Origin of the sequence: Cupriavidus respiraculi, from assembly GCF_914271545.1 — a bacterium.
Lineage (GTDB): Bacteria > Pseudomonadota > Gammaproteobacteria > Burkholderiales > Burkholderiaceae > Cupriavidus > Cupriavidus respiraculi.
The window spans coordinates 635,277-661,712 of sequence record NZ_CAJZAH010000001.1; the positions used below are offsets into that span (position 1 = coordinate 635,277).

The 26,436-nt window shown below is 69.2% G+C and carries 24 protein-coding genes; 6 read left to right on the plus strand and 18 right to left on the minus strand.

Going from position 1 to position 26,436, the window contains the following annotated elements:
* Positions 1 to 3: 3 nt before the first annotated feature.
* The 3 genes from LDO27_RS02790 to LDO27_RS02800 form a co-directional block, all read right to left on the minus strand.
* Complete coding sequence (locus tag LDO27_RS02790; RefSeq protein WP_224039495.1) at positions 4 to 1,731, minus strand: FAD-dependent oxidoreductase; 1,728 nt, start codon at positions 1,729 to 1,731, stop codon at positions 4 to 6.
* Between the two features lie 148 nt (positions 1,732 to 1,879).
* A complete protein-coding gene (locus LDO27_RS02795) occupies positions 1,880 to 2,374 on the minus strand; it encodes an Ohr family peroxiredoxin (protein WP_224039496.1) in 495 nt (164 codons plus the stop codon).
* A 3-nt stretch (positions 2,375 to 2,377) separates the two neighbouring features.
* Positions 2,378 to 3,130 carry an SDR family oxidoreductase gene (locus tag LDO27_RS02800; RefSeq protein ID WP_224039497.1) on the minus strand — a complete coding sequence of 251 codons (753 nt, stop codon included), beginning with the start codon at positions 3,128 to 3,130 and terminating at the stop codon, positions 2,378 to 2,380.
* 331 nt (positions 3,131 to 3,461) lie between these two features.
* Between LDO27_RS02800 and LDO27_RS02805 the strand changes: the two genes are divergently transcribed.
* From LDO27_RS02805 to LDO27_RS02820, 4 genes are all read left to right on the plus strand, one after another.
* Positions 3,462 to 3,941 carry a carboxymuconolactone decarboxylase family protein gene (locus LDO27_RS02805; RefSeq protein ID WP_222206341.1) on the plus strand — a complete coding sequence of 160 codons (480 nt, stop codon included), beginning with the start codon at positions 3,462 to 3,464 and terminating at the stop codon, positions 3,939 to 3,941.
* Between the two features lie 4 nt (positions 3,942 to 3,945).
* Positions 3,946 to 4,377 carry a cupin domain-containing protein gene (locus LDO27_RS02810; protein ID WP_224039499.1) on the plus strand — a complete coding sequence of 144 codons (432 nt, stop codon included), beginning with the start codon at positions 3,946 to 3,948 and terminating at the stop codon, positions 4,375 to 4,377.
* A gap of 76 nt (positions 4,378 to 4,453) precedes the next feature.
* Positions 4,454 to 5,458, plus strand: a complete 1,005-nt coding sequence (locus LDO27_RS02815; protein ID WP_377747327.1) for a LysR family transcriptional regulator — start codon at positions 4,454 to 4,456, stop codon at positions 5,456 to 5,458.
* A gap of 98 nt (positions 5,459 to 5,556) precedes the next feature.
* On the plus strand, positions 5,557 to 6,060 hold the full coding sequence (locus tag LDO27_RS02820) for an Ohr family peroxiredoxin (RefSeq protein WP_224039501.1): 504 nt from the start codon (positions 5,557 to 5,559) through the stop codon (positions 6,058 to 6,060).
* A 38-nt stretch (positions 6,061 to 6,098) separates the two neighbouring features.
* On the opposite strand, the gene LDO27_RS02825 is transcribed toward LDO27_RS02820, so the two are convergent.
* From LDO27_RS02825 to pflB, 3 genes are read right to left on the minus strand one after another with little or no spacing between them, the layout of a single operon-like run.
* Complete coding sequence (locus LDO27_RS02825) at positions 6,099 to 7,685, minus strand: aspartate:alanine exchanger family transporter (RefSeq protein WP_224039503.1); 1,587 nt, start codon at positions 7,683 to 7,685, stop codon at positions 6,099 to 6,101.
* A 17-nt stretch (positions 7,686 to 7,702) separates the two neighbouring features.
* Positions 7,703 to 8,557 (minus strand): pyruvate formate-lyase-activating protein, encoded by an 855-nt coding sequence (gene pflA / locus LDO27_RS02830; protein WP_224039505.1) that lies wholly within the window; start codon positions 8,555 to 8,557, stop codon positions 7,703 to 7,705.
* Between the two features lie 8 nt (positions 8,558 to 8,565).
* Positions 8,566 to 10,827 (minus strand): formate C-acetyltransferase, encoded by a 2,262-nt coding sequence (gene pflB, locus LDO27_RS02835; protein WP_224039507.1) that lies wholly within the window; start codon positions 10,825 to 10,827, stop codon positions 8,566 to 8,568.
* A 197-nt stretch (positions 10,828 to 11,024) separates the two neighbouring features.
* Between pflB and LDO27_RS02840 the strand changes: the two genes are divergently transcribed.
* Positions 11,025 to 11,702 carry a GNAT family N-acetyltransferase gene (locus LDO27_RS02840; protein WP_224039509.1) on the plus strand — a complete coding sequence of 226 codons (678 nt, stop codon included), beginning with the start codon at positions 11,025 to 11,027 and terminating at the stop codon, positions 11,700 to 11,702.
* A gap of 13 nt (positions 11,703 to 11,715) precedes the next feature.
* Here LDO27_RS02840 and LDO27_RS02845 read toward each other — a convergent pair whose 3' ends face one another.
* The 6 genes from LDO27_RS02845 to LDO27_RS02870 form a co-directional block, all read right to left on the minus strand.
* A complete protein-coding gene (locus LDO27_RS02845) occupies positions 11,716 to 11,970 on the minus strand; it encodes an RNA-binding protein (protein ID WP_224039511.1) in 255 nt (84 codons plus the stop codon).
* 23 nt (positions 11,971 to 11,993) lie between these two features.
* Positions 11,994 to 13,184 (minus strand): acetate/propionate family kinase, encoded by a 1,191-nt coding sequence (locus LDO27_RS02850; RefSeq protein WP_224039513.1) that lies wholly within the window; start codon positions 13,182 to 13,184, stop codon positions 11,994 to 11,996.
* A gap of 4 nt (positions 13,185 to 13,188) precedes the next feature.
* Positions 13,189 to 14,127 (minus strand): phosphate acetyltransferase, encoded by a 939-nt coding sequence (locus LDO27_RS02855; RefSeq protein WP_224039516.1) that lies wholly within the window; start codon positions 14,125 to 14,127, stop codon positions 13,189 to 13,191.
* Positions 14,128 to 14,293: 166 nt separating this feature from the next.
* Positions 14,294 to 15,304, minus strand: a complete 1,011-nt coding sequence (locus LDO27_RS02860; protein ID WP_224039517.1) for a hypothetical protein — start codon at positions 15,302 to 15,304, stop codon at positions 14,294 to 14,296.
* Positions 15,305 to 15,354: 50 nt separating this feature from the next.
* Positions 15,355 to 16,137, minus strand: a complete 783-nt coding sequence (fabI, locus tag LDO27_RS02865) for an enoyl-ACP reductase FabI (protein ID WP_224039519.1) — start codon at positions 16,135 to 16,137, stop codon at positions 15,355 to 15,357.
* Between the two features lie 12 nt (positions 16,138 to 16,149).
* A complete protein-coding gene (locus LDO27_RS02870; protein WP_224039521.1) occupies positions 16,150 to 18,522 on the minus strand; it encodes a DUF3141 domain-containing protein in 2,373 nt (790 codons plus the stop codon).
* A gap of 261 nt (positions 18,523 to 18,783) precedes the next feature.
* On the opposite strand from LDO27_RS02870, the gene LDO27_RS02875 reads away from it, so the two are divergent.
* Entirely contained in the window at positions 18,784 to 21,045 is a 2,262-nt protein-coding gene (locus tag LDO27_RS02875) for a patatin-like phospholipase family protein (protein ID WP_224039523.1), read from the plus strand.
* Between the two features lie 40 nt (positions 21,046 to 21,085).
* On the opposite strand, the gene LDO27_RS02880 is transcribed toward LDO27_RS02875, so the two are convergent.
* From LDO27_RS02880 to LDO27_RS02905, 6 genes are all read right to left on the minus strand, one after another.
* Positions 21,086 to 21,562, minus strand: coding sequence for a glycine zipper family protein (locus LDO27_RS02880; RefSeq protein ID WP_224039525.1), 477 nt, complete (start codon positions 21,560 to 21,562; stop codon positions 21,086 to 21,088).
* A 122-nt stretch (positions 21,563 to 21,684) separates the two neighbouring features.
* Positions 21,685 to 22,323, minus strand: coding sequence for a response regulator transcription factor (locus LDO27_RS02885; protein ID WP_222206384.1), 639 nt, complete (start codon positions 22,321 to 22,323; stop codon positions 21,685 to 21,687).
* A 319-nt stretch (positions 22,324 to 22,642) separates the two neighbouring features.
* Positions 22,643 to 23,626, minus strand: a complete 984-nt coding sequence (locus LDO27_RS02890; protein WP_224039526.1) for a Bug family tripartite tricarboxylate transporter substrate binding protein — start codon at positions 23,624 to 23,626, stop codon at positions 22,643 to 22,645.
* Positions 23,627 to 23,689: 63 nt separating this feature from the next.
* Positions 23,690 to 24,478, minus strand: a complete 789-nt coding sequence (locus LDO27_RS02895; RefSeq protein ID WP_224039527.1) for an SDR family oxidoreductase — start codon at positions 24,476 to 24,478, stop codon at positions 23,690 to 23,692.
* A gap of 22 nt (positions 24,479 to 24,500) precedes the next feature.
* Positions 24,501 to 25,469: a Bug family tripartite tricarboxylate transporter substrate binding protein gene (locus LDO27_RS02900; protein WP_224039528.1), complete on the minus strand. Its 969-nt coding sequence runs from the start codon at positions 25,467 to 25,469 to the stop codon at positions 24,501 to 24,503.
* A 52-nt stretch (positions 25,470 to 25,521) separates the two neighbouring features.
* Positions 25,522 to 26,436 (minus strand): hydroxymethylglutaryl-CoA lyase, encoded by a 915-nt coding sequence (locus LDO27_RS02905; RefSeq protein WP_222206395.1) that lies wholly within the window; start codon positions 26,434 to 26,436, stop codon positions 25,522 to 25,524.

Consider the following 26,436-nt stretch of genomic DNA (forward strand, 5'->3'; position numbering starts at 1 on the left):
TACTCAGGCCGGCGCGGCCTGAGCGGCCTGCGCCAGATAGGCATGGATCTGCGCGACCACGGCCGCGCCCTCGCCTACCGCCGTGGCGACGCGCTTGGTCGAGCCCGCACGCACGTCGCCCACCGCGAAGACCCCCGCCACATTGGTTTCGAGCGACCCGGCGGCGCCGGCGCTCGACGGCTCCGCAGTTCCCGTCAGCACGAAGCCCTTGCCGTCCATCGCGATGCCGCAGGGCTTGAGCCAGCCGGTATTCGGTTCCGCCCCGGTGAACAGGAACAGATGGCGCACCGGCATGCGCATGGCCGCACCGGTATGCCGATGGCGCAGTTCCACCGCGTCGAGACAGGGCTCGCCCGACAGTCCCACCAGTTCGTGGTGCGTGCGCAGCGCGACGTTGGGCTGCGACGCCAGCCGATCGATCAGATAGCGCGACATGCTGTGCTCCAGCCCCGCCCCGCGGACCACCACATGGACGCGGGCGGCATGACCGGCCAGGTAGACGGCGGCCTGCCCCGCCGAATTGCCGCCGCCCACCAGGATGACCTCTTCGCCCGCGCATAGCCGGGCCTCGAAGGGCGAGGCCCAGTAGTACACGCCCTGGCCCTCGTAGGCGTCCAGCCGCGGCACCGGCGGGCGGCGATAGGCGGCGCCGCTGGCGATGACCACCGAGCGGGCGCGGATGCGCCTGCCATCGGCGAGCGCCACCAGTTGCAGTCCGTCGCGCCGGCCGCATTGCAGACCGGCAACCTGCAGCGGAATGGCGATGTGCGCGCCGAATTTCTGCGCCTGCGCGAACGCCCGCGATGCCAGCTCCTGTCCCGCCACGCCGGTGGGAAAGCCGAGATAGTTTTCGATGCGGGCGCTGGCGCCCGCCTGGCCGCCCGGCGAATGCGCGTCGATGACGATGACGCTCAGGCCCTCGGACGCCGCGTACACCGCCGCGGCCAGTCCGGCGGGGCCCGCACCGACGATGGCCACGTCGTAGGTCCGCGCCTGCGGCAGGTCCGGGATCAGGCCCAGGCAGGCGGCGAGCTGGCTGGCGTCGGGCCGCCGCAGGATCGCGCCGTCGGGACAGATCACCAGCGGCAGATCGTCGGCGCCGCAGGCGTTGGCCGCCAGCAGCGCGCGCGCATCGGGGTCCTCGTCCATGTCGAGCACGGCGTGCGGATGGTTGTTCCGCCGCAGAAAGCCCTGCAGCAGATGGGTACGGGCATCGCTGGACCGGCCGATCAGCATGGGCCCCTTGCCGCGCTCGATCAGCATGAGCCGCCGCAGCATCAGCGCCCGCATGATGCGTTCGCCCAGTTCGGCTTCGGCCACCAGCAGCGCGCGCAGCCGTTCCGGCGCGACGACGGTAGCCTCCACGTCATCGATCGCGATGGCGTCGATCAGTTGCGGCCTGCCGGCGAGCTGCCCCAGTTCGCCGATGAAGTTGCCCGGGCCGTGCTCGATCACCACCGCGGTCTGGCCCAGGCCGTCGCGCTGCACGATCCGCACGTGGCCCGCCTCCACCACGATGATGCCGTTGGCGGGATCGCCCGTGCGGACCAAGAATTCGCCGGCCCGCCAGCTGCAGCGCGTGCCGAACGCGCGCACGCGATCGCGCTCGGCCGGCGTCAGCTGCGGATACATCTGCAGGCGGGACGGCGGGTTCGCGGCCGACGGGTCGCCATGAGGCGCCGCGTCGGCCGGGTCGGCGGAAGGGCGGCGATCGTGCGTGTCTGGTTTCATGTCTGGCATATAGCGTTCGTTGCGAAGGGCAGCGGATGCCGCCGGGAGAAAAAAAGGCCGCCGCAGGCCGGGCAAGCCCGGCGGGAACGGCGGCCAAGCACCATCGGGGGGAACGATAGTGAGGACGGGAAACAGCAATCGACGGCGGCTAGCGGACCAGCGTGATGGTGCCGGCGAGGCCGTTGCGGACCATCTTCGCGTAGGGACAGAGCCGTTCGGCATCGCGCACCAGCGCTTCGGCGGCCGCGCGTTCGAGGCCGGGCAGCCGCACCTGCAGCCGCGCCGTCAGCGCGTAGGCGCCATCCACCGGATCGCGCCCGAAGGCCACCGTGGCTTGCACGGTGGCGCCCGCGGCGCGGATTCGCGCGCGCTGCGCCAGCAGGCGCAGCGCCCCGTGGAAGCAGGCGGCATAGCCGGCGGCGAAGAGCTGCTCGGGATTGGTGCCGCCGCCCGCGCCGCCCAGCGCCCGCGGCAGCCGCAACTCCAGCGCGAGGCAGCCGTCGTCCGACCGCGCCACGCCCGAGGCGCGGCCATGTCCGCTCACGCCGCCGCGCACGGTGACCGCGGTGGTGTAGAGGGGCTGGAAGTCCGTGCCGCGATACGGATGGAGCAGCGACAGCGCGGGCAGCTCGGGCGCCGCCATGGGTTACGCGGTCCGGCTCTGGCGCAGCCAGGTGTCGAAATCGACCGCGCCCAGGCGCGGCTTGCCGCTGGGCACCAGCGTGTCGTCGTCGAGCGCGGCGCCGAAGTAGCGCGCGCTCGCATCGATGACGACCTGGCGCGGATCGCCCGTCGCCACCAGATAGCGCTGCACGATATCGGTCATGCGGAATCGCTCGGGCCCGGCGATCTCGACGATGCCGTTGACCGGCGCCGCCAGCGCGTGGTCGGCGACCGCTTCGGCCACGTCGTCCGACGCGATGGGCTGGATAAAGGCGGGAGACAGCCGCACGGCGCCATCCGCGCCGCCGGATTGCGCAATGCCGCCGAGAAATTCGAGGAACTGCGTCGACTGCACGATGGTGTACGGAACGCCCGCTTCGCGGATCAGCTTTTCCTGGGCGATCTTGGCGCGGAAATATCCGCTCTGCGAGAGCTTCTGCGTGCCGACCACCGACAGCGCGACGTGGTGCTCCACGCCGGCGGCCCTCTCCACCGCGGCCAGGTTGCGCCCGGAGGTCTCGAAGAAGTCCAGCACCGCCTTGTCCTCGAACGACGGCGAGTTGGCCACGTCCACCACCACCTGGGCGCCGCGCACCGCATCGGCCAGCCCGTCGCCGGTCAGCGTGTTGACGCCCGATTTCGGCGAGGCCGCCACCACGTCATGGCCCTTGGCGCGCAGTCGCGCCACGACCTTGCTGCCGATCAGGCCGGTACCGCCGATCACGACTATCTTCATGATGTTCCTCTCTGTCTGGTCAGGGTGCGATGACCCGGGTCAGGTGCGATCACCTTGGCCTCATGCTAGGAGCAAGCCCGGGTGGCCGGAAGGCATGCGGGCGGGCGCAGCGTGTTTCCCGGCTGACACCAATCCGCGGCCAGCGCCATCCCCGCCCCGCACGGGCGGCGCGCTGTGAGCCACCGGCGATTGGTGCCTGGCAGGCAACAATGTGGCGCCCGTCGCGGCCCTACCGCATGAGCGCGCCGGTATCTAGCATTCCTCCTGTCCGGCGCCTCCGCCCGGATACCCGAACGCTTCGGGTCCACCATCACGATCGGCAGGAGCCACGATGACGCAACGCCTGAACTACACCCAGCATGCCCCCGAGCTGTTCAAGAAATACGCGGACGTGAGCGCCCAGCTTCTCAAGTCGACGGTCGACGCCAACATCCGCAGCCTGGTCGAAGTCCGCGCATCGCAGATGAATGGCTGCGCCTTCTGCCTGGACATGCACGTCAAGCAGGCGCGCATCCACGGCGAGGGCGAGCTGCGGCTGCACCATGTGGCCATCTGGCGCGAATCGCCCCATTTCGAGCCCCGCGAACGCGCGGCGCTGGCATGGACGGAGGTGCTGACCAGGATTCCGGAGCACGGCGTGCCGGACGAGATCTACGAGCGCGTGCGCGCCCATTTCTCGGAGAAGGAACTGACCGACCTGACCTTCCTGATCATGACGATCAATGCGTGGAACCGCGTCAACGTTGCGTTCCAGACCGTCCCCGGCTCGATGGACAAGGCTTTCGGCCTGGACAAGGCCAACCTGGAGTGATGCCATGACACTCGCGAAACCGCTCAGCGCGGCGCTGCTCGCCCTGGCCTGCCTCGCCGCGGGCCAGCCCGCCCGGGCCGCCGGGGACATCAAGGTCGACTCGCTGATGACCAGGCCGCTGCCGGAGGCCCCCGGCAAGGAGGCACAGATGATCACGGTCGAATATCCGCCGGGCGGCGCCGATCCCGTGCACCGCCACAATGCGCACGGCTTCATCTACGTACTGGAAGGCTCCATCGTGATGGGGGTCAAGGGCGGGAAGGAAGTGACGCTGGGCCCGGGCCAGACCTTCTACGAAGGACCGGGCGACCTGCACACGGTGGGCCGGAACGCCAGCACGACCAAACCCGCGAAATTCCTGGTGATGCTGATCAAGGACCAGGGCGCGCCGATCCTGATTCCGGAGCCGGCCCCGCACGCGGGACACCCCCGGTAGCGGCCGCGGGAGGCGGCCCGCAGGCGCCGTTGCGCGCCCGCTGTCACAAACCCGGGGCGGCAAACGTCTGGGGGGTATGGATAACGCTACTCTTTCTCCCGCCCCTGCCCTCCCGTCCCTTGCCCACCTCGGCGCCGCGCCGGGCGACGCCCTCGCGTCCAGCTTCGCGACCAGCTACGCGGGCGTGGTCGCCTTCCTGGCCGTGGTCAGCGAAGGCAGCTTCGCACGCGCCGCCGACCGCCTGGGCATCGGCCGTTCCGCCGTCAGCCGCAGCGTCCAGAAGCTCGAAGCCCAGCTGGACGCCCGGCTGTTCATGCGCACGACGCGCTCCACCACCCTGACCCGGGAAGGGGAATTGTTCTACGAGAACTGCCGGCCCGGCATCGACCGCATCGCCCAGGCGCTGGACGACCTGCGCGAGCTGCGCCATGGTCCCCCGCGCGGACACCTGCGGGTGCGCGCCACCACCGGCTTCGGCCGCAAGGTGGTGGCGCCGCTGCTGTTCGGCTTCCAGGACGCCTACCCGGAGATCTCGCTGGATTTCCAGCTGGACGACCGGCCCGCCGACTTCACCACAGACCGGGTGGACGTCGCCTTCCGCGACGGCAGGATGGAGGACAGCCAGGTGATCGCCCGGCAGGTGGTGCCCATGCAGGCGCTGGTCTGCGCGTCGCCCGACTATGCCCGGCAGCACGGCATGCCGCAGTGCGTCGAGGACATCGCGCGCCACCGCTGCATCAATCTGCGCGCGGCCAGCGGCCGCGTGCAGGCGTGGGAATTCAAGACGGGCGGGCGCGCCGTCGCGCTGATGCCCGCCTCGCGCCAGACGTTCAACGACCCCGACCTGGTCTTGCAGGCGGTGCTGGCGGGCCAGGGCATCGCCCAGCTGGCCGCGTACCAGATCAGCGACCTGCTGCGCGCGGGCAGGCTGGCGCAGTGCCTGGCCGGCCAGGCGCCGGACGACCGCGGGCACTACATCTGCTATCTGGGCCGCAAGCACCTGCCGGCGCGGATCCGCGCGTTCGTCGACCATATGACCGAGCAGATCCGGCGGCTGGACCTGCAGATTCCGTTTGCCTGATTGGTGCCGGGCGGGCAACATGGTGTATCCCGTCCCGGGCCTGTACCGGACGGGAACAATACGCCTAGGCTGCGGAGAAGCCCACTTCGAGATGGACCATGGACGAAGAACTGACCCCGCCCCCCGTCACCCTGCTCGACCGCTACCAGGGCCGGGATTTCAAGCCGCTCTATACCACCACGGTCACCGTCACGGGCGGCCAGACCGGACACGGCCGCGCCTCCGGCGTCGTGCGGTCCGATGACGGCGAGCTCGCGGTGGAACTGCGCATGCCCGAAGCCCTCGGCGGCCCGGGCGGCGGCACCAATCCGGAGCAGCTGTTCGCGGCGGGCTACGCCGCCTGCTTCCATGGCGCGCTGTTCCTGCTGGCGTCCAAGGCCGGCGTGGAGATCCCGGATGCCGCCGTCGAAGTCCGCGTAGCGTTCGGCCGCGACCCGATGGACGGGCTCTACATGCTCAAGGCGGACGTGCGCATCCACCTTCCCGGCGTGGAGCTGTCCGTGGCGGAGGAACTGGTGCGCAATACCGAGCGTATCTGCCCCTACGCCAAGATGGCGCGCCAGGGCATCGCCAGCGTCACGCTGGCCGTACCAGCGGACTGACCGCGCGCGGCGGCCGGCCCGAACGTTTGGCACCCTCGCTACATGGCGAGGGCGGGCACGATATCGACGAACAATATTTTCACGATCGTCATGCCGGGAAAGATCATGGCATAGCCCAGGTCGGGGTTTTCCGTGGGAGAGAGCCGGTTGGAGTACGACAGGATGGCCGGGTTGCCGCAGGCCCCGGCCACGATGCCGGACACCTCGTCGAACGGCATGCGGAACGCCAGCAAGCCCAGGATCATGATCGGCAGCACCAGCGCCACGAGAACCACCGATGCCAGCCCCAGCATCAGCAAGCCGTTCTGGGACACGGTGGCGGCGAATTTGGGCCCCGAGCTCATGCCCACCTGCGCCAGGAACAAGGTCAGTCCCAGGTTGCGCAGGACCAGGTTGGCCGACAGCGGCATCATCCAGTGCATGTTTCCGGTGCGGCGCATCTTGCCAAGGATCAGCGCCACGATCAGCACGCCCGACAAGCCAAGCGCCAGCTTGCCGATGCCCGGCAGCGGAAAGCTGATGGCGCCCAGCAGAAAACCCAGCGCCATGCCGACCCCGATGGAGATGTAGCTGAACTCGGCGGTGGACTTGATCGAGTCGCCGAAGAATCTGCGCAGCGCCGAGAAATCGTCGCGATGCGCGAGCAGGCCCACGCGGTCGCCATACTCCAGCACGAGGCCCGGCTGCGACAGCAGATCGGCATCGCCGCGGCGCACGTGCACGACCACGGACGGGTTGGCTCCGGGAATGGCCAGCTCGCCAAGCGCGCGGCCCACGATATTGGCTTTGGACGCGAACAGCCGGATATAGTCCAGATCGCTGCGGTCCTTGGCGATGCGGCCCGCCTCCACCTCGCCGAACGTCTTGCTCGCCTCGACCAGCCGTTCGCGCGAAGGGCCGACGAACAGCAGCACGTCTCCCCATGTGACCACCTGGTCCGGCGCCGCAGGCTCGTTGTGATGCGCGCGGCGGCGGGCTACGATGCGCACGTCGTCCGGCAGCTTCATGGCGAGGTCGGCAAAGGTCTTGCCGACCAGCGCCGCGTTCTGCACCACGACTTCCAGTACTTCCATGCCCGTGCCTTTGACGTCGAAGCGCGGCTTGAGCACCATGAAGGCGATATAGAGGAACAGGATGGGACCGGCCACGCCGATCGGATAGGCCACGGAGTAGCCGACGGCCGGGTCGTCGTTGCCCAGGTTGACCAGCGCCGCCTGCAACGTTGGCGTGCTGGTTCCCGCGCCGGCGAACAGGCCGAGCCCGTGTCCGATGGTCAGGCCGCTGGCCCGCGACAGCAGCAGCGCTACGATACCGGCGACGAGCACGCCGGTCAGCGCGATCAGATTGGCTCGCACCCCCGCCGGACTGGTCAGGCCGACAAAGAACTGCTTGCCATACTGCAGGCCCACCGCGTACAGGAACAGCGCCAGGCCCAGCGTGCCCACCATCGGCGCGGGCGCGGCCTTGGGCGCGAACCAGCCCACGGCGAGCGCGACGAACAGCACGGCGCCCACGCCCAGCGTGAAGCCCTTGATATTGATCTCCCCCACCAGATAGCCGATGCCGATCGTCAGGAACAGGGCGATCATCGGTTGCTGCTCCAGCAGCGTTCTCAGGGCGTCCATGGCCGAGCCTCCCGCGTTCAGTAGACCATCAGGCCGCGCGCGCGGAACTGGTTGCGCACGCGGTCGGAAACCTCGGGGCTGGGCGGCTCGATCTGCTCCAGCGGATACGCCAGTCCAAGGCGGTGCCACTTGTCCCGTCCCATCTGGTGAAAGCGCAGCACCTCCACGCGCTCCACCGTCTCGAGCGTTGCGCAGAAGTCCGCGAGCTTGTCGACGTTGTCGACCGCGTCGGTCAGCCCCGGCACCAGCACGAAGCGGATCCACATTGGGCGACCCATATCGGAGAGTCGCCGCGCATAGTCCAGCGTGGGCTGCAGCGGATGGTGGGTGACGCGCTCATAGACCTGCGGATCGCCGGACTTGATGTCCAGCAGGTGCAGATCGATCTGGCTCAGATCGTCGTCGGTCATCCGCGCGCCCAGCCGTCCCGCGGTATCCAGGCAGGTGTGCAGCCCCAGTTCCTTGCACTGGCGCAGGATCGCCATGGCGAACGGGCGCTGCACCATCGGCTCGCCGCCCGACAGCGTGATGCCGCCGCGGCTGATCTTCAGCACCTGCGCATACTTGGCGATCTCGCGCATCGCCCGCGATACCGTCACGGGCCGGCCGTTGAGCTTGTGCCAGGTATCGGGGTTATGGCAGTACTGGCATCGCAGCAGGCAGCCGGTCAGGAAGGCGACGAAGCGGATGCCCGGCCCGTCGACCGTGCTGCCGACTTCCCACGAATGCACATAGCCGACGAGCTCGTCGCTGCGCGGCTCGTCCTCGACGTCGCCACGATGGATCGCGAAGTAGTCCTGCCCCTTCGCCTGCGCCGATCCTTCGTGGCTGACATGCAGTTCGTAGCGGCTGCCGGTAAGTGAATGGCTCACGCCCCCTCCTACATCGCACCGTGAAACGTCCGGTTGATGACGTCCAGCTGCTGCTCCCGGGTCAGCTTGATGAAGTTGACCGCGTAGCCGGAGACCCGGATCGTCAGCTGGGGATACTTCTCGGGATGCTCCATCGCGTCCTGCAGCGTCTCCCTGTTCAGCACGTTGATGTTGACGTGGAAACCACCGCTGCCGAAGTACGCATCGAGACCGTCCGTGCCGCGCGTGATCCGCTCCTCCTCGCTGCCGAGCGCGGACGGCACCACGGACAGCGTCAGCGAGATGCCATCTTCGGCATCGTCGTAGGGAATCTTCGCAACGGACAGCATCGCCGCCAGCGCGCCGTGGGTGTCGCGGCCGTTGGACGGGTTGGCGCCGGGCGCGAACGGATCGCCGCGCTTGCGGCCGTCCGGGGTACTGCCAGTACCCTTGCCATACACCACGTTCGAAGTGATGGTCAGCACCGATTGGGTATGCACGGCGTTGCGATAGCTCGGATACATGCGGATCTTGTTCATCATCATCGAGACCAGCAGTCGCGCGAGTTCATCGGCACGGTCGTCGTTGTTGCCGAAGTAGGGAAATTCCCCTTCGGTCTCGAACTCGACGATCAGGCCGCGCTCGTCGCGCACGGGCCTGACCTTTGCGTAGCGGATGGCGGAGAGGCTGTCGGCGCCATGCGACAGCCCGGCGATGCCACAGGCCAGCGTGCGCAGTACGTCCCGGTCATGCAACGCCATCTCCATGGACTCGTAGCAGTATTTGTCGTGCATGTAGTGGATGACGTTCAGCGCATTGACGTAGGTCTTGGCGAGCCAGTCCATCATCGGGTCCAGCCGCCGCATGACGTCGTCGAACTCCAGCACGTCGCCGGTGACCGGTGCGAACGGCGGCCCGACCTGCTCCCCCGTCACCTCGTCGCGGCCGCCGTTGAGCGCGTAGAGCAGCGTCTTGGGCAGGTTCACGCGCGCGCCGAAGAACTGCATCTGCTTGCCCAGGCGCATCGCGGACACGCAGCACGCAATGGCGCAGTCGTCCCCCCACTTGGGCCGCATCAGGTCGTCGGATTCGTACTGGATCGAGCTGGTATCGATCGACGTCTTCACGGCGAAGCGCTTGAAGCCATCGGGCAGGCGCGGGGACCAGAAGACGGTCAGATTGGGTTCCGGCGCGGGCCCGAGGTTGTACAGCGTATGCAGCATGCGGAAGGCGGACTTGCTGACCAGCGTGCGGCCGTCCTCGCCCATGCCGCCCTCGACCTCGGTCACCCACACCGGATCGCCGGAAAACAGCTGGTTGTACTCCGGCGCGCGCAGGAACCGTACCAGCCGCCATTTGATGACGAGGTCGTCGATGATCTCCTGGGCCTGCACCTCGGTGAGCACCCCTTCGCGCAGGTCGCGCTCGAAGTAGATGTCCCAGAACGTCGACAGCCGTCCCGCCGACATCGCCGCGCCGTTCTGCTGCTTGATGGCGGCCAGGTAGGCGAAGTACGTCCATTGCACGGCTTCGCGGGCATTGCTCGCCGGCTTCGAGATATCGCTGCCGTAGTTCGCCGCCATCGTCTTGAGTTCCTGCAGCGCCCGCATCTGCTCGGACAGTTCCTCGCGCAGGCGGATGACATCCTCGGTGGAATGCCGGTCGTCCAGTTCTTCCTTCTCGCGCCGCTTGTGGGCGATCAGCATATCGACACCGTACAGCGCCACGCGGCGATAGTCGCCGATGATCCGGCCCCGCCCGTAGGCGTCCGGCAGCCCCGTTACCACGGACGACGAGCGCGCCTTGCGGATATCCGGCGTGTAGGCATCGAACACGCCGTCGTTATGCGTCTTGCGGTACTTCGTGAAGACTTCGCCCACGGCGGGGTCCGGCTCGTAGCCATAGGAGCGCAGGCTCGCTTCCACGACCCGCCAGCCGCCGAACGGCATGATGGCACGCTTGAGCGGCGCGTCGGTCTGCAGGCCGACGATGATCTCGTTGTCCTTGTCGATATAGCCCGGCGCATGGGCAAGGATGCCAGAGGGTACCTGCGAGACGTCCAGCACGCCCTTCTCCCGTTCCTGCGCAAGCAGCGGCGTGATTTTTTTCCAGAGCGCCTTCGTGCGCTCGGTGGGGCCTTCGAGGAAGGCGCCATCGCCTTCGTACGGCGTGTAATTGCGCTGGATGAAATCGCGCAGGTCGACCCGGGTCTGCCAGGCGCCCGGGGCGAACTTGCGCCAGGCGCCCTCGGTAATCGGGCTCGACAGCCCGAAAGAGAAATCGATGTCCATGTTCAATCCCTTCAGCGGCGTACAAGCGAAAATCCGGCTTGCCAAGGCAGCCCGGTCCGGCATGCATCGGTACTCTAGTCAAGCCCCGGGCCGGTTTCATTGGACGAAAGGGCACATGGCACAGCAGCAAGTGCGGGCGCCACGCGCGAGGTGGAGGATGGCCCGCGCTACGGCCTGCCCCATTGGTTCAAAGTCCATTGCGGACGACTCATGCGGCGGCCACACTGTTCGTGTACCAGACGCTATCCCGCCAGACCACCGCCCGCGCCATGACCGATACGACTCCTTCCCCCGCGACCGCCAATCCCGGCCCCTGCTTTCCCGAATGCACGGCCACGCTCGCCAACGGTGCGGCGATCTCGATCCGCGAGGTCGGTGCCGACGACAAGGCAGCGCTGCTCGCCGCCTTCGACGCGCTGTCGCCCGAGTCCCGCTACACGCGCTTCTTCGCGCCGATGCCGCAGCTGCCGGATGGCGCGCTCGAGCACGCGACGCATCCGGACCCCCGGGCCGAGGGCGCACTGGTGGCGGTGGTGCTCGGCGAAGGCACCATCGTGGGCGGCGCGCGCTATGGCGCGGCGCCGGGCGGCGATACGTGCGAGTTCGCGGTGACGGTGGCCGACGACTGGCACCGGCTCGGGCTGGCCAGCCGCCTGATGACGATGCTGGTCGACATGGCGAGGGCGCGCGGCTATCGCACGATGGAGGGCTATGTGCTCTCGACCAATGCCGGCATGCGGCGGCTGGCGCGGCGGCTGGGATTCGTCGACCAGGCGTGCCCGGACGATGCGACCACGCGGATCGTGACGCTGGCGCTGCGCCCCGATGCGCCAGGCCGCCAGGTCGATGGCGCGGACAAGGACCGCGACGGCTGAGCCTCCGCCTGCGCTACTGGAAGCGTTCGTGCAGTACGACGACGCTGAGCTTGTGTCCCTTCCAGAACATCCCGTGGATGCGGTCGCGCAGCTTGTGGAGCGCGGCGTCGTCCACGGCGTTGTACGTCAGTTGCACCGACGGCCGCGAGCCGTCGCCGTCGATATGTTCGAGCCGGTCGTGCGGCGGAAACCCGTAGCGCGTGAGGAACTGGCCGATCTCTTCGTCCGTCGCGCCGGCGTCCACATTGGTAAGCATCATCAGCGGCATTGCCGTCTCCTTCCGTTGCGCGCCTACGCCGCGCTCGCGCGCGCTTCGAGCAACGCGCGGGTATGGCGGGCGATCATCAGTTCCTCGTTGGTCGGGATGGCCCATACCGCCACGGCGCTGTCGGTCGCGCCGATGCGCGGCCCGCCGCCATCGTTGGCCCGCGCGTCCAGCCGGATGCCGAGCCATGCGCCGTGCCGGCACACGCGGTCGCGGATCGCGGGCGCGTGCTCGCCGATGCCTGCCGTGAAGACCAGCGCGTCGATGCCCTGCAGGGCGGCGGCGAGCGAGCCCAGTTCGCGCGCGATCCGGTAGCAATACAGGTCGACGGCCAGACGCGCGCCCGGTGCGTCGCTGTCGAGCAGCGCCCGCATGTCGCCCGTCATGCCCGATACGCCGAGCAGGCCCGAGCGCTTGTAGATCAGGTCCTGCACGGCGCGCGTGTCCATGCCAAGCTGGTCGATCAGGTACAGGATGACGCCAGGGTCGAGGCTGCCGCAGCGGGTGCCCATCGGTAGTCCGTCGACCGCGGTAAAGCCCATGGTGCTCGCCACGCTCTTGCCGGCCAGCATCGCGCACATGCTGCTGCCGTTGCCCAGGTGAGCGACCACGGTCCTGCCCCTGGCCGCGATCGGGTCCAGAGCCGGCAGCGCGCTGGCGATGTATTCGTACGAGAGCCCATGGAAGCCATAGCGGCGCACGCCGCGCTCGACGATATCGGCCGGCAGCGCGAATGCCTGCGCCAGCTCGGGTTGGGTACGGTGATATGCCGTGTCGAAGCAGGCGACCTGCGGCAGCTCCGGGCGCTGCTCCAGCAGAGCGCGGATGGGCTTGAGGTTGTGCGGCTGGTGCAGCGGCGCCAGCGGACACAGCGCCTCCAGCGCCGTGAGCACCGCGCCATCGACGCGCACCGGGCCGCTGAACTCCATGCCGCCGTGCACGACGCGGTGCCCGACCGCCGCCAGCCGGTGGCCGCTGCCGTGGCTGCGCAGGAAGTCGGCGATGAAGCCGATGGCTGCTTCGTGCGCCAGCGCATTGCCGGCGCCCCAATCCCGTGTCTCCAGCACCTCGCCGCTGCCCGACTTCGCCTGAAACACCGGCGCATTGGACATGGCGTCCATGCTGCCGCGCAGCACCAGCGTCTCGGACGCCATCTCGAACGCACTGAACTTGATGCTGGACGAGCCGGTATTGATGACCAGAACGACATCCGCCATGGTGTTACCCCACTACGTTTCCGGCTTCGCGCCGCGCGCGGGCCACCAGCGCCGCCACCGCGGCCGAGGCCAGGCGCGTCATCACGGAATCAGCCCGGCTGGTCAGGATGATGGGCACGCGCGCGCCAAGCACGATCCCGGCGGCGTCGGCGCCGGCCAGGAACGACAGGCTCTTGGCCAGCATGTTTCCCGCTTCGAGATCGGGCACGATCAGCACGTTGGCGCTGCCGGCAACCGGCGAGTCGATGTGCTTGACGCGGGCCGCCTCCAGATTGATGGCGTTGTCCAGCGCGAGCGGCCCGTCGACCACGGCGCCGGTGATCTGGCGCCGGTCGACCATCTTGCACAGTGCCGCGGCCTCGATGGTCGAAGGCACCTTGGGGTTGACGGTCTCCATGGCGGACAGGATCGCTACCTTGACGTCCTTCACGCCCAGCGCGTGCGCCAGGTCGATGGCGTTCTGCAGGATGTCGGCCTTCTCTTCCAGGGTCGGCGCGATATTGATCGCCGCGTCGCTGATGATCAGCGCCTCCGGGTAGCCGGGCACGTCCATGACGAAACAGTGGCTGACCCGCCGCGCGGTTCTCATCCCCGCGTCGCGCTTGACCACCGCAGCCATCAGTTCGTCGGTATGCAGGCTTCCCTTCATCAGCGCCTGGGCGCGGCCCTCGCGGACCAGTTGCACCGCGTTCGCGGCCGACTCCTGGCTGAAGGCGCTGTCGACGATCTCCATGGCGCCGATGTCGATGCTCCACTCCTTGGCGGTTGCGCGGATGCGCGCCTCGGGGCCCACCAGCAGTGGCTGGATCAGGCCGAGCGATGCGGCCTCCGCGGCGCTCTCCAGGGCATAGCGGTCGACGGGATGCACCACCGCGGTCGGTGTGGGCGGCAGCGTCTTGCAGACATCGATCAGGCGCTGGTACTTCTCGTGGGTCTGTGCCATATGCGGTCCTCGCCAACGGTGGATGACGGTGCCGGCCCGGTGCCCTGCGCTGGACGGCCCGCGTGCCGGACCGCAGCCGTGCCGCACCCTGACCAAGGGTGTGTCGCGGGCAAGGGGAAAACAATTGGGCCATGGTCCAATAGCCCGTGGCCGCGCGTCGCCGGCCTCAAAGGAACTGTTCCGCGCGGTCCAGCAGATAGCCGGACGGCAGCATGTCTGCACGCTGGACCTGTACCAGCGCGAACAGGCGCTCGAACGGCGGATCGCCCGGCACGCGCGCGTACTGCAGTTCCAGTTCGGCGGCAGCGCAGCGATCGGTGGGCTGCACCACGACGTTCATTGCATCGAGCCTCAGGCGCCGCTGCGTGACATGGAAGTACGCGTCGGCATGGGAAAGCACGTCCACCAGCATGTCCAGTTGCCAGTCCAGCCGCTCGCCTGGCAGCGGGGCGGCCGCCAGCGCGCGCTCGTTTTCCGCGAACTCCGCCTCCAGTTCCCGCCGGGCCGTCTCATCCGGCCCGGCGGCCTCGCCCAGCAGGCCTTCGGCGCCAACCGCGGCCAGTTTCAGCATGCGCAGGCGCCCAGCCAGCAACGCCGTCTCGGGGCCGGTACGGTCGCCGCGATGCCGATCGTGCGCCTGATGGCCCAGCGCCTGCATTGCAAGCTGGTCAAGCAGCCGCGCCTCGATCTCCTCGCGCAGCTCCGGCAGGGTCGGGGCGCAGAGGCGGAAGCGATGATCCTGGAACGACACCGTGGTGCGCGGCACGTCGCTGCGCATCACGTCGCCCTCTAGCGCCACGCCTAGCGTGCGGCGCTCGCTCATCAGCAGGCCCATGACGGCCACTACGCTGCGCGCGGCGGGCACCGCATCGAAACAGGCACGCAGCTCCGGCGAACGCGTCACCGTCAGCGTGACGTCGTGCGGCGTGGCGAAGAAGGCGTGGATATAGGGGTCGTCTGCCCACGTACCGGCGGCCAGTCCGCGCGGCGCCGGCAGGGCCGCCGCCATGTCGCGCAGGTATGCTCGCGCCTGCCGCGTGGCCGGCGCGAGCCGCGCCCGTGCCCGCGTGGCCAGGCGCAGATGCGGATGTAGCGCGAACATGCGCGCCATGCTGTCGTTCAGCGCCTGGTCCGGATCGTCGTCCCCGGCACGGCGCCAGCGGCCGAAAATGCCCATGCGGATGCCCTCGCCTGTGGGTTGCCACGCCGGGTCAGCTGCGTGGCGTGCTACGCCATGATGTTGACGCCCCCATCCACGTAGAGGGTCTCGCCGGACAGCCGCCTGGCGTACGGCGTCGCCAGGAAGGCGCAGGTGTAGCCCACGTCCATGATGTCCACCAGCTCGCCCAGCGGCGCGCGCGCGGCAGCCTCGTTCAGCAGCAGGTCGAAGTCCTTCAGGCCCGAAGCCGCGCGGGTCCGAAGCGGCCCGGGAGACAGCGCATGCACGCGGATGCCGCTCGGGCCAAGCTCGTAGGCCAGGTAGCGTGCGCAGGCTTCCAGCGCCGCCTTGACGGGCCCCATCACGTTGTAGTTCGGCACCACCTTGTTGGCGCCGTAATAGCTCATCGTGAACATGGCACCGCCATGGTCCATCAGCGGCGCCACCCGCCGCGCGAGGCGGACGAAGGAATGGCACGAGACGTCCATCGCGCGCAGGAAGCCATCGAGCGGGCAGTCGATGAGCCCGCCCTGCAGGGACTCCTTGGGCGCCCATGCCATGGAGTGCACGAAGATGTCCAGCCGGCCCCAGGTGGACCGGATCGCATCGAAAAGCGCGTCGCTTTCCGCCTCCTCCGACACGTCCAGCCGCATGAAGACTGGCGCCTGCATCTCGCGCGCCAGCGGCTCGACATAGGGCCGCGATTTCTCGTTCAGATAGGTGATGGCGAGCTCGGCGCCAAGCTCGTGGAACGCCTTGGCGCAGCCGTAGGCAATGGAGTGCTCGTTGGCGATGCCGCACACCAGCGCCTTCATGCCGGTAAGGATGGGACGGTGACCAGCGTCGTTCATGGCATGCTCCGTTCAGTGTTGTTGCGGGCGGGAGGCCGAGCGGCGCGGCGCGGCGCGGCGGGGTGCGGGCCGGGCATCGCCGTCTCCGCGCAGCGGCGCCGGCGGCTTGCCCAGCAGCGTGCGGATGCGCGCCACCATCGCCTTGCGCTCCGCGCTCGGCATGCCGCCCATCGCGCGCGGATCGCCTTCCAGCTTGTCAATCAGCAACAGCATCCGCTCGCGGTCCGCGCCGTCCGCCAGCAGCCGAGGCAGCGACTCCAGTGCCCGTTTCGGATCGGTGCGCACGATGACTTCCTGCAGGCCGCGGATCGGGCGCCAGTTCTCGATCGCCACTTCGGGCAGGAATTGGGTGTAGTCCTGGGCCATGTCCTTGCGCAGTTCCAGCCGGGCCAGCGGCAACGGCTTGCCGCGCTCGGAAAGCAGCGCCGCGACGCGGGCGAATGCTTCCGGATAGCCGCCGGCATCCATGGCCGCCAACGCGTCTTTCACGGTGCCGTCGGCATCGGCAGCGCTGGCGGCGGGCCCAGGAGCCGTGGCCGCGTGCGGCTCCCAGAGCGCGAACAGATTGGCGTAGAGGTTGAAGAAGACGGCCTCGGTGGTGGCATCGCGCAGGGCGCGGTAGTAGTCCCACCAGGCGCTCGCGGACTCAGCCATGCCCTTTTCGGCCCGGCGCAACGGATGCTCGTGCTCCATGGCCAGCCGGTTGGCGGCCACTGCCTCGGCCGCCGGCGCAAGCCAGCGCAGCCAGGGGTTCAGGTCCGAAAACGCCCAGTTCTGGACCCGCAGCGGATGGAACTCGCGCAGCAGCCGGGCGCTGTACTCGCTGGACATGGCCTGCACGGCCGGCTGCGCGAACAGCTCATAGGCGCGCTGCGTAAACTCGGACAGGGCCGCCACCGCCTGAAACGGCCGCTCGTCCTCGCGATGGAAGCGATTGAGGCGGCCTGCCACCTCCTCCAGTTCGATCTCGTGGAAGGTCACTTCGTACTGCGGCCCGGCGCCCGCTTCCTCCTGCGGCCCGCCGTCCTCGATGCGCATGCCATAGAGCCCCGGCGGCAACAGCTCGATCGATTGCAGCACGGAGACGATCTGCGCATGCTCCTTCTTCGCGACCTTGCCCGAGACGAAAATCCCCAGATGGCCCACGCTCTCGTGCATCAGCGCCACGATGACCTGGCCGCGCGCCTTGATCTCCGCGGTGCTCGAATAGGTATCCGCCACCCAGTTGAAAGCCTGCTGGGGCGGCGTCACGTTGTCTCCCATCGAGGCGAACAGCACGATGGGCACCTTCACGTCGCGCAGGTCGAACGTCTGCCCCTGGGCACCCTTCACGTCGCCCGACCACAGGCGGTTGCCGACGAACAGATTTTGCGTGATCCACTCGATCTCCTCGCGGTTCATCAGGTAGTAGCCGCCCCACCAGCGCTCGAAGTCGAGGAAGCGCGGCGGCTCGGTGTCGGCCATGTCGAACACGTGGTAGTACTTGTCGACCAGTGTATTGGCCGGATCCAGGTTCTCGAAGTTCTGGACAAGATAAGCGCCGTCGAACTTGCCGTTGCCCAGGTCGGCCGCCAGCGAGGCAAGCCAGGTACCGCCGAGCAGCCCGCCTGAGTAGCGCATGGGGTTGTCGCCCTCGCCCGGCTGCCATGCGCCGCTCCAGTACGCCATGGGCGCGCCGTTGATGACCACCGGCCCGGTCTGGTCCGGGTCCGCGGCGGCCACCATCATCGCGGCCCAGCCGCCCTGGCAATTGCCGATGATCGCTGGCTTGCGGGAATGTGGGTGCAGCGCGCGCACCTGCCTGACGAACTGCTGCTCCGCCACGCAAACGTCCAGCAGCGTTTGGCCCGGCTCCGGCTCCTGGAAGAACACCACGAAGTACACGGGATGGCCGGCGCGCAGCGCCACGCCCACCTGCGAGTCGTCCTTGAAGCCGCCGATGCCCGGGCCGTGGCCCGCGCGCGGGTCGATGATGATGTAGGGGCGCCGCTTGTCGTCGACCGAGACGCCTTCCGGCGGCACGATGCGCACGAGCGCGTAGTTCACCGGGCGCGCGAAGCCGCGTCCATCCAGCACCATCTCGTAGTCGAAATGCAGCACTGGAACCGGTCCGGCGACGGCCCGCTCGACAAAGCCGGTGCCGCGCCGGCGCATCGTGTCCCAGAACAGCACACCGCGCTGCACGGCGTCGATCGCGTAGGCGGCGCAGGCGGCGGGGTCCATGCTGGCCGCGGCGAACGCCTGGGCGCCGCCGGCGTCCGTCCCGAACGCCTTCGACAGGCGCTCCTGCAGGGCGGCCTGCGCCCGCTTCGTGCGCCGGTTCAGCACTACCGCTGTCTTTTGCCCGACGTCTCTCGCGTGGGCCAGTCGTGCTCCGGGGTCCATAGGTCGATCCTCGTCGTTGCCGCCGCAGGCGCCGGCCCCTGCCGCCACCGCGGACCGCCGGCGTCGCTTATCCCGACCAGAATGCGCGGTGGCAGGACTCGCCACAAGGCACCTTTGGTCCAATACCGATGCCACGCGTGCGCGCATAGGCTGGGAGGATCGTGCCCGTCGTCAATGGCACATGCGCGGCGCGTCCTGGCAGGCAACGCAGTGGAACCCAGCACGGTCGGACAGCATGGGCCCCGCTTGTAAGGATCCGGCATGCGAGCCTCTCTGCTCTCGACCTTGGGTGCGGCCGCCCTTCTCTGCGGGACGGCGATGGCGCAATCGGACGCGCCATCCTTGTCCGATGCCGGTGCGGCAACGGTGGGCGGCACGCTGTCCCGGCCGGCTCCGCTTGAGCGGCCCCGCATCTGCCTGGTGCTCTCGGGCGGCGGCGCGCGCGGGGCCGCCCACATCGGTGTGCTGCGCGTGCTGGAAATGCTGCGGGTTCCCGTCGACTGCATCGCCGGCACCAGCATGGGGTCGCTGGTCGGCGCCGCCTATGCGTCCGGCATGACGCCCGACGAAATGGCGGAGGTCGTGTCGGGGCTGACCACGCGCGACCTCTTCAGCGAGCGCCCGCCGCGCAGGAATCTGTCGATGCGCCGCAAGATGGACGACCGCACGAACCTGTTCACGCCCGAGGTCGGCGTCCGCGACGGCCGGCTTCAGCTGCCCAAGGGCGCCGTGACGGGCGTTCAGGTCGAACGCGTGCTGCGGGCGCTGGTGCGCGTGCCGGGCGACGTCGATTTCGACAAGCTGCCCATTCCCTACCGCGCGGTGGCGACCGACCTGGTGGCGGGCACGCCCGTGGTGTTCTCGCGCGGCGAACTCGTGCGCGCCATGCGCGCCAGCATGTCGGTGCCGGGCGTGGTCTCGCCGGTGGAATATAACGGCACGCTGCTGGTCGACGGCGGGCTCACCGACAACCTCCCCGTCGACGTCGCGCGCAGGATGGGCGCGGACATCATCATCGCCGTCAATCTCGGCACGCCGCTGATGCCCCGCGACGAACTGGGCTCGATCATCGGCGTGACCGGGCAGATGGTGAACATCCTGACCGAGCAGAACGTGCGGGCCTCGCTCGCGAGCCTGCGGCCCGGCGACATCCTGATCGAGCCCGCGCTGGGCGACTTCTCGGCGGGCAACTTCGACCGCCTGTCGGTGACCATTCCGATCGGCGAGACGGCCGCGCTGGAGGAGACCGACCGCCTGGCGGCACTGTCGATCCCGCCGGAGCAATACGCGGCGCTGCGGGAGCGCCAGCGCACCGTGCCCGCACCGGACGTGAGACCGGTCGACGAGATCCGGCTGGCCCCGCTGCAGCGGGTCAATCCGGAATTCGCGCTCAGCACGCTGCGGACACGCCCGAACGAACCGCTGGATGCGCAGACGCTCGACTCGGACATGGAGCGCCTGTTCGGGACCGGCGACTTCGAGCATGTCAATTACCGCATTCTGGAGGAGCCCGGCCGGCGCATCCTGGGGGTGGATGCCATCGAGAAATCCTGGGGCCCGGACTACGTGCGCTTCGGCCTCGGCCTTGCCACCGACTTCCGCGGCGAGGCCTACTTCAACCTGCTGGCGAGCCATCGGCGCACGTGGATCAACGCGCTGGGCGCCGAATGGCGCAACGATCTGCAGGCCGGCCAGACCAGCAGCTTCACCAGCGAGTTCTACCAGCCTATCGACGTGCGCCAGCGCTTTTTCGTGGCGCCCCGCGTGCAACTGGAGCGGCGACCCGTGTACGTGTACAGCGGCAAGGACCGCATCGCCACGTACGACCTGCGCCGCCTGGATCTGGCGGTCGACGTGGGGGCGCGCATCGGCACGCATGGCGAGGCGCGGCTGGGCGTGCTTACCGGGCAGCAAAGCGCCTCGCTGCGCACCGGTCCCGCGAGCCTCTCGCCCACCAACGATGGCGCCGACCGCGGCGCCATCACCACGCGACTGCTGCTGGATCAGCTCGACAGCACGACGTTCCCGCGCGCGGGCTATGCCGGCACCGTCAATGTGTATGCCTCGATGCCGGGCCTCGGCGCGGACCAATCCTACGTCAGGGCGGACGCCGACGGCACCTACGTCGTCTCCTACGGCAGGCATACGCTGAACCTGGGCTTCAAGGCCGGCAGCCATGTGGGCGGCAATCCGCTGCCCCGCTACGACTACTTCCAGTGGGGCGGCTTCCTGCATCAGTCGGGCTTCACCACGGGGGAATTGCTGGGAGGCGACCTGCAGTTCGGCCGCGCCGTCTACTACAACCGGCTCGCCAAGCAATCGCTGCTGGAGGGAATCTACGCGGGCGCCTCGCTCGAAGTGGGGCGCATGGGAAGACAACTGGTGCCGGGCGGCCCGACCGGCGTGCTGGTATCCGGCTCGCTCTTTCTCGGTCTGGATACGCCGGTGGGTCCGCTGTACCTGGCCTACGGCAAGGGCAGCGGCGGCCGCCACGCGTTCTATCTGTTCCTCGGCAGGCCGTAGTGTCGCGACCGTGGCCGGCGGCGCACCGCCCCGCGCGCCGCTAGCGCACGGTATAGCCGCGCCCTTCCATGCATGCGGCGAAGGCGCGGTAGAAACCGTCCTGCGCGCTCTGGGCCTGCGCCTGGGCCGCGGACTCCGCCTCACGGCGGTTCTGACGCGCCCTCGCCCCGCCCGCCATGGTGCCTGCGGCGGCGCCGATGCCGGCACCGGTGCCCGCGTCGCCGGCGATGCCGCCGATCACCGCGCCACCCACGGCGCCACGGGCGGCGCCCCGCAACCTCTCGCCCCCGCCGGACCCGCCCGACGGTGGCGGAGCAGCCGCCTGCGACTGGGCGCCACTGGTGCTGTTGTGCGCCCACGTCTGGCATTCGCCTTCGTCGCGCTGCTGCTGTTGCGGATCCTGTCCCTGCGCGGGATACGCGACGGGCGGGCTTTGCGCCGGCACGCCCAGCGATACCGCCAGCAGCGCCGACGCGACGCCCGCCCGTGCCGCACTGCTCCTTGTCACGTTCGCCATGCCGTCGCCCCCGTTGCATGCGTCATTCAGAAAGTCTATGAGCACGGAGGCGGCGCACAATTGGACCAAGGTCGCCCATGCCGCGATCGGCGCGGGGCGCGCCCCTGCACGGCCGCGTGGCTTCAGTCGGCAGCCGGCACGCCGCGCCGCTGCGGATGCATGCCGACCCGATCCGCCATGCGCACGAGATCGGGAAGCGAGCCGACCTCGAGCTTCTGCATGACGCGCGCGCGGTGCGCCTTGATGGTCTTTTCCACGGTGCCCAGTTCGCTGGCGACCTGCTTGTTAAGGCGCCCCGTCACCACCCATGCCATCACCTCGCGCTCGCGCGGCGTGAGGCGGCCCACCAGGTCGCGCAAGTGCTGCAGCTCCTGCCTGCGCGCGTAGGCTTCCAGCGCCGCGCAGCACGCCTTGGCGAGCGCGGGCAACAGCGTGGTCGTGGTAACGGGCTTCTGCAGGAAATCGACGGCACCGGCCAGCATGGCCTGTACGACGGCCGGCACATCGGCGTAGCCGGAAAGCATCACGACCGGCACATCGGGGCCGAGGCGGCGCTGCAGTTCGATGCCGCTCAGGTCGGGCATCCTGACATCCAGCACCAGGCAGGCCGGTCCGGTCTCCTGCGACCACGCCTCCAGGAATGCCCCGGTGGAACTGAACGAGCGGGTGCGATAACCGTGCGACTGGACCAGTCTGGCCAGGCCGCGCGCCACCGTCTCCTCATCGTCGACGACGTACACGGCCACATCGGGATCGCTCATCATCGTGCTCCTTCCGTGCTGCTGTCGCGGCGCGCCGGGGAAGGAAGAAACCGAATGCATCCGCGACGCCGTCGGGACCGATCCCTGCTGCAAGGGTCCGGTACCGCAATGCCGCCAGTCGGACCCGCGATCCAGCCGGGGCGAGCCGAGGGGCGCGGACGCTGCCTGCCCCGTCGTTCTCACGTTATAGGATCACCACAAAAGGGGTGTCAATCCCTTTGTCGCATACAAGTCTCAGCGCGCGGAAGCGGCCGTCCGTATTGGACCAAAGGCCAATACGGACATGGCATGACATTCGCCCGCCGGCGGCATGACGCGGTCACTCCACCCGGATCTTCGCGGTCTTGACCACCTCGCTGTACTTCTTCAGGTCGGCCTGGATCTGCTTGCCGAACGCCTCGGAGCTGTTGCCCACGGGCACGATGCCCAGCGTCGCCAGCCGCTCCCGCGTGTCGGGCAGGTTGACCACGGCGTTCAGTTCGCCGGACAGCTTGTCGACGATCTCCTTCGGCGTGTTGGCCGGGGCCAGCAGCCCAACCCACGATTCGCTGACCAGGCCCGGTACGCCCGACTCGGCGATCGTCGGCACATCGGGCAGTGCCGGCACGCGGCTCGCGCCCGATACGGCGATGGCCGTGGCCTTGCCGCCCTTCACATACTGCTGGGCGCCCGCCACCGCCGTGTACAGCAGCGGCAGCGTGCCGCCGACGAGGTCGCCCATCGCCTGCCCGCCGCCCTTGTATGGCACGTGGACCATGTTCAGCCCCGTGCGCGCCTTGAGCAGTTCGCCAGCCAGATGCGGCGTGCTGCCGGTGCCCGCGCTGCCGTACGACAGTCCGCCTTCGCGCGATTTGGAGTAGGCCACCAGCTCCTGCAGGTTCTTCGCGGGCACCGACGGGTGGGCGATCAGGATCAGCGCGGCATCGCCGATCTTGCCGATGGGCACGAAGTCCTTGACGGGATCGAACGGCACCTTGGCGTAGACATGGGGATTGATGACCATCGTGCCGTCGAAGCCGAGCACCAGCGTGTAGCCGTCGGGCGCGGCCTGCGCCACCATCGCGGTGCCGATGTTGCCGGAGGCGCCGGGCTTGTTCTCGACCACGACCTGCTGGCCCAGCCGCTGCCCTAGCTTGTCGGCAACGACGCGGGCGCTGGTGTCCGACACCCCGCCGGGGGCGAACGGCACGATCAGCCGGATGGGCTTGCTGGGATAGGCCTGCGCCATGGCGCTACCCGCGAAGACGGCGTTGCCGGCGAGCGCGAGCGCGCCCAGTGCCTGGACGATGTGGCGGCGTTTCATTGAGTCTCCTCCTGTTCGTTGACAGTCGTTGTTGTGTCGTACCGCGGGTGATGCGAAATCGCTTCAGACGACCATGGGCGTCGTGGCGCCGTCCATCGAGAGGACCGCGCCGGAGATATAGCTCGCGCGCGCCGACGCGAGGAACAGCACGGCGTCGGCGATTTCCTCGGGCGTGGCCAGGCGCCCCAGCGGCACGCGCGCATTGGCGCGGGCGAGCATCTGCTCGACCGTGACGCCGTTCAGCGCCGCCTCGGCTTCCAGGCCCTGCTGCAGCCGCTCGGTATGCGTGGCCGCCGGGTTGACGGCGTTCACGCGCACGCCCTGCCCGCCATAGGCATGGGCAAGCCCGGCGGTGGCGAGCATCAGCGCCGCGTTGGCCGCGCCGCCCGGAAGATGCGTCGGGCTCGCGACCTTGCCGCCCATGCCGACGACATTGACGATAGCGCCGGCGCCCTGCGCCGCCATCCGCTTGATGACGGGGTCGATGACGTTGAGGTAGCTGAAGTACTTCGCGTCCATCGCCTTGCGCCATGCCTGCGGCGTCAGCTCCGCGGGCGGCGTACGCCGGGCCGCCCCGGCGGAATTGACGAGGATGTCGATGCCACCGAGTGCCGCCACCGCGGCCTGCGCCGCGCGCGCGGCATCGTCGGCATCGGTGAGGTCCGCGGCGAATGTCGCGGGCGTGGGGCCCAGCCCTTGCAGGGCCGTCCGGGCCGCCACCAGGTTCGCCTCGCTGCGCGACACGATGGCCACGAGCGCGCCCTCGCGCAGGAACGCCGCGGCGCAAGCGCGCCCGATGCCGCGGCTGCCGCCGGTGACGAGCACCCGCTTGCCCTTCAGTTGCAGATCCATGCTGCGCTCCTCGTCTTGCAGTTCATTCCGGCTGGATGCCGCCACGCTGCGCCACCTGCGTCCACTTCTGCGTTTCGCCGTTCAGGAAAGCGCGGAACGCATCCGGCGGGGTGAGCACCACCGTCGCGCCCTGGTCCTGCAACTGCCTGGCCAGCGCGGGATCGGCGGTGACCGTGCGCAGGTCGCGGTGGATCTGCTCGACGACGGCCGTGGACAGGCCCGCCGGCCCGAACAGGCCATACCAGTTCAGCGACTCCACGCCCTGCAGCCCCGCCTCCCTGAACGTCATGGCATTGGGGAAGATCGCCATCCGCTCGTCGGCGGCCACGCCGATCACCCGCAGGTTGCCCGCGTTCACGTGCGGCAGCGCGGTGAGCACGCTGGTGAAGCCGGAGGCCACGTGACCGCCGATGATGTCCACCATGATCTGCGCGCCGCCCTTGTACGGTACCGGGGTGGTCTTGAGCTTGCCGACCTGCCGCAGCAGTTCGCCGGTCAGGCGGGTCTGGCCTTCCGAATAGCCCACGCCCAGCGGCTCCTTGCGCGCCGCCTCGACCAGATCGTTCAGCGTCTTGTACGGACTGGCGTTGGCCACCACCAGCACCATCGGCGAGATCGCCAGCCGCGTGATCGGCGTGAAGCCGCGCGTGGTGTCGTAGGGCAGGCTCTTCATCAACACCGGGTTGATGGCGTGCGAGCCCACCACCATCAGCAGCGTATAGCCATCGGGGGCGGACTTGGCGACATGGCTGGAGCCGATCACGCCGTTGGCGCCCGGGCGGTTCTCCACCACGACCGGTTGCCCCCAGCGCTCGGAAAGCTTCTGCGCCACGAGCCGGCTGACGATGTCGGTGCCGCCGCCCGGCGCGTACGGCACGATCAGCGTGACCGGCTTGTCGGGCCATTTGGCCAGCGCATGGCCCCACGGCGCCATGGCCATCGCCAGGGCAAGTCCCATCGCTAGCGCGCGCAGCGTGCGGATCATCGGCATCGGTTGTCTCCTGTCTTGTGGTCTTTTGAGGTGCTGGCGTGCGTGGCGGTCGCTATGCCGCCACGCGCTTGTCTCGCTGGCGCCGCAGCCATGCGCTGGAGCGGCCGCCGAGCGGGCGCCCGAGCAGCGACTCCGCGAACTCGACGGCATCGAGCAGGCCATCGAGCGAGATGCCGGTGCGCAAGCCGCTGCCTTCGGCCATCAGCACCAGGTCCTCGGTGGCGAGGTTGCCGGCCGCGCCGGGCGCGAACGGGCAGCCGCCGATACCGCCCACGCTGGCGTCGAAGCGGCGCACGCCCGCCTCCAGCGCGGCCCACGCGTTGGCCGCGCCCAGTCCGCGCGTGTCGTGCAGATGGACCGCCAGCGCGGCGATATCCATTTCCTCGCGCAGCGCCGCGAAGCGCGCCTTGACGGCTGCCGGCGACGCCGCGCCGATCGTGTCCGCGATCACGATCTCCTCCGCGCCGGCATCGCGCATGCGGCGTGCGAGTCGGACGACCGTGGCCAGCGGCACCTCGCCCTCGAACGGACAGGTGAAGGCCACGGCGACGTAGGCGCGCGTGCGCAGGCCGAGCCGGCGTGCCTGCGCCACGGTCTCCTCGCTCACCGTGGTGGCCTGGTCCAGGCCCATGTTGATGTTGCGCTGGTTCATGGTCTCGGTGGCTGACAGCACCACCGCGATCTCGCGCGAGCCGGCGGCGTGGGCCCGCTCCAGCCCCTTCAGATTGGGCACGAGCGTGGACATGCGCAGCGCCGGCAGCGCGGCGTTGACGCCGGCCACGACCTCGGCGGCATCCGCCATCTGCGGTACGGCCTTCGGCGACACGAAGCTGGTCGCCTCGACGCTGCGCACGCCGGCCGCGGCCAGCCGGCGGATCAGTTCGAGCTTGTCCGCCGTGCGGATCGCCACGGCCTGGTTCTGCAACCCGTCGCGCGGGGCGACATCGGTGATCGCGATGGTGTCCAT

Bases quoted from the DNA above. Each gene is read 5' to 3' on its own strand.
- LDO27_RS02790 (WP_224039495.1), bottom strand. From the start codon at position 1,731: ATGAAACCAGACACGCACGATCGCCGCCCTTCCGCCGACCCGGCCGAC.
- LDO27_RS02795 (WP_224039496.1), bottom strand. From the start codon at position 2,374: ATGGCGGCGCCCGAGCTGCCCGCGCTGTCGCTGCTCCATCCGTATCGC.
- LDO27_RS02800 (WP_224039497.1), bottom strand. From the start codon at position 3,130: ATGAAGATAGTCGTGATCGGCGGTACCGGCCTGATCGGCAGCAAGGTC.
- LDO27_RS02805 (WP_222206341.1), top strand. From the start codon at position 3,462: ATGACGCAACGCCTGAACTACACCCAGCATGCCCCCGAGCTGTTCAAG.
- LDO27_RS02810 (WP_224039499.1), top strand. From the start codon at position 3,946: ATGACACTCGCGAAACCGCTCAGCGCGGCGCTGCTCGCCCTGGCCTGC.
- LDO27_RS02815 (WP_377747327.1), top strand. From the start codon at position 4,454: ATGGATAACGCTACTCTTTCTCCCGCCCCTGCCCTCCCGTCCCTTGCC.
- LDO27_RS02820 (WP_224039501.1), top strand. From the start codon at position 5,557: ATGGACGAAGAACTGACCCCGCCCCCCGTCACCCTGCTCGACCGCTAC.
- LDO27_RS02825 (WP_224039503.1), bottom strand. From the start codon at position 7,685: ATGGACGCCCTGAGAACGCTGCTGGAGCAGCAACCGATGATCGCCCTG.
- pflB (WP_224039507.1), bottom strand. From the start codon at position 10,827: ATGGACATCGATTTCTCTTTCGGGCTGTCGAGCCCGATTACCGAGGGC.
- LDO27_RS02845 (WP_224039511.1), bottom strand. From the start codon at position 11,970: ATGCCGCTGATGATGCTTACCAATGTGGACGCCGGCGCGACGGACGAA.
- LDO27_RS02850 (WP_224039513.1), bottom strand. From the start codon at position 13,184: ATGGCGGATGTCGTTCTGGTCATCAATACCGGCTCGTCCAGCATCAAG.
- LDO27_RS02855 (WP_224039516.1), bottom strand. From the start codon at position 14,127: ATGGCACAGACCCACGAGAAGTACCAGCGCCTGATCGATGTCTGCAAG.
- LDO27_RS02860 (WP_224039517.1), bottom strand. From the start codon at position 15,304: ATGGGCATTTTCGGCCGCTGGCGCCGTGCCGGGGACGACGATCCGGAC.
- fabI (WP_224039519.1), bottom strand. From the start codon at position 16,137: ATGAACGACGCTGGTCACCGTCCCATCCTTACCGGCATGAAGGCGCTG.
- LDO27_RS02870 (WP_224039521.1), bottom strand. From the start codon at position 18,522: ATGGACCCCGGAGCACGACTGGCCCACGCGAGAGACGTCGGGCAAAAG.
- LDO27_RS02875 (WP_224039523.1), top strand. From the start codon at position 18,784: ATGCGAGCCTCTCTGCTCTCGACCTTGGGTGCGGCCGCCCTTCTCTGC.
- LDO27_RS02880 (WP_224039525.1), bottom strand. From the start codon at position 21,562: ATGGCGAACGTGACAAGGAGCAGTGCGGCACGGGCGGGCGTCGCGTCG.
- LDO27_RS02885 (WP_222206384.1), bottom strand. From the start codon at position 22,323: ATGAGCGATCCCGATGTGGCCGTGTACGTCGTCGACGATGAGGAGACG.
- LDO27_RS02890 (WP_224039526.1), bottom strand. From the start codon at position 23,626: ATGAAACGCCGCCACATCGTCCAGGCACTGGGCGCGCTCGCGCTCGCC.
- LDO27_RS02895 (WP_224039527.1), bottom strand. From the start codon at position 24,478: ATGGATCTGCAACTGAAGGGCAAGCGGGTGCTCGTCACCGGCGGCAGC.
- LDO27_RS02900 (WP_224039528.1), bottom strand. From the start codon at position 25,469: ATGCCGATGATCCGCACGCTGCGCGCGCTAGCGATGGGACTTGCCCTG.
- LDO27_RS02905 (WP_222206395.1), bottom strand. From the start codon at position 26,436: ATGGACACCATCGCGATCACCGATGTCGCCCCGCGCGACGGGTTGCAG.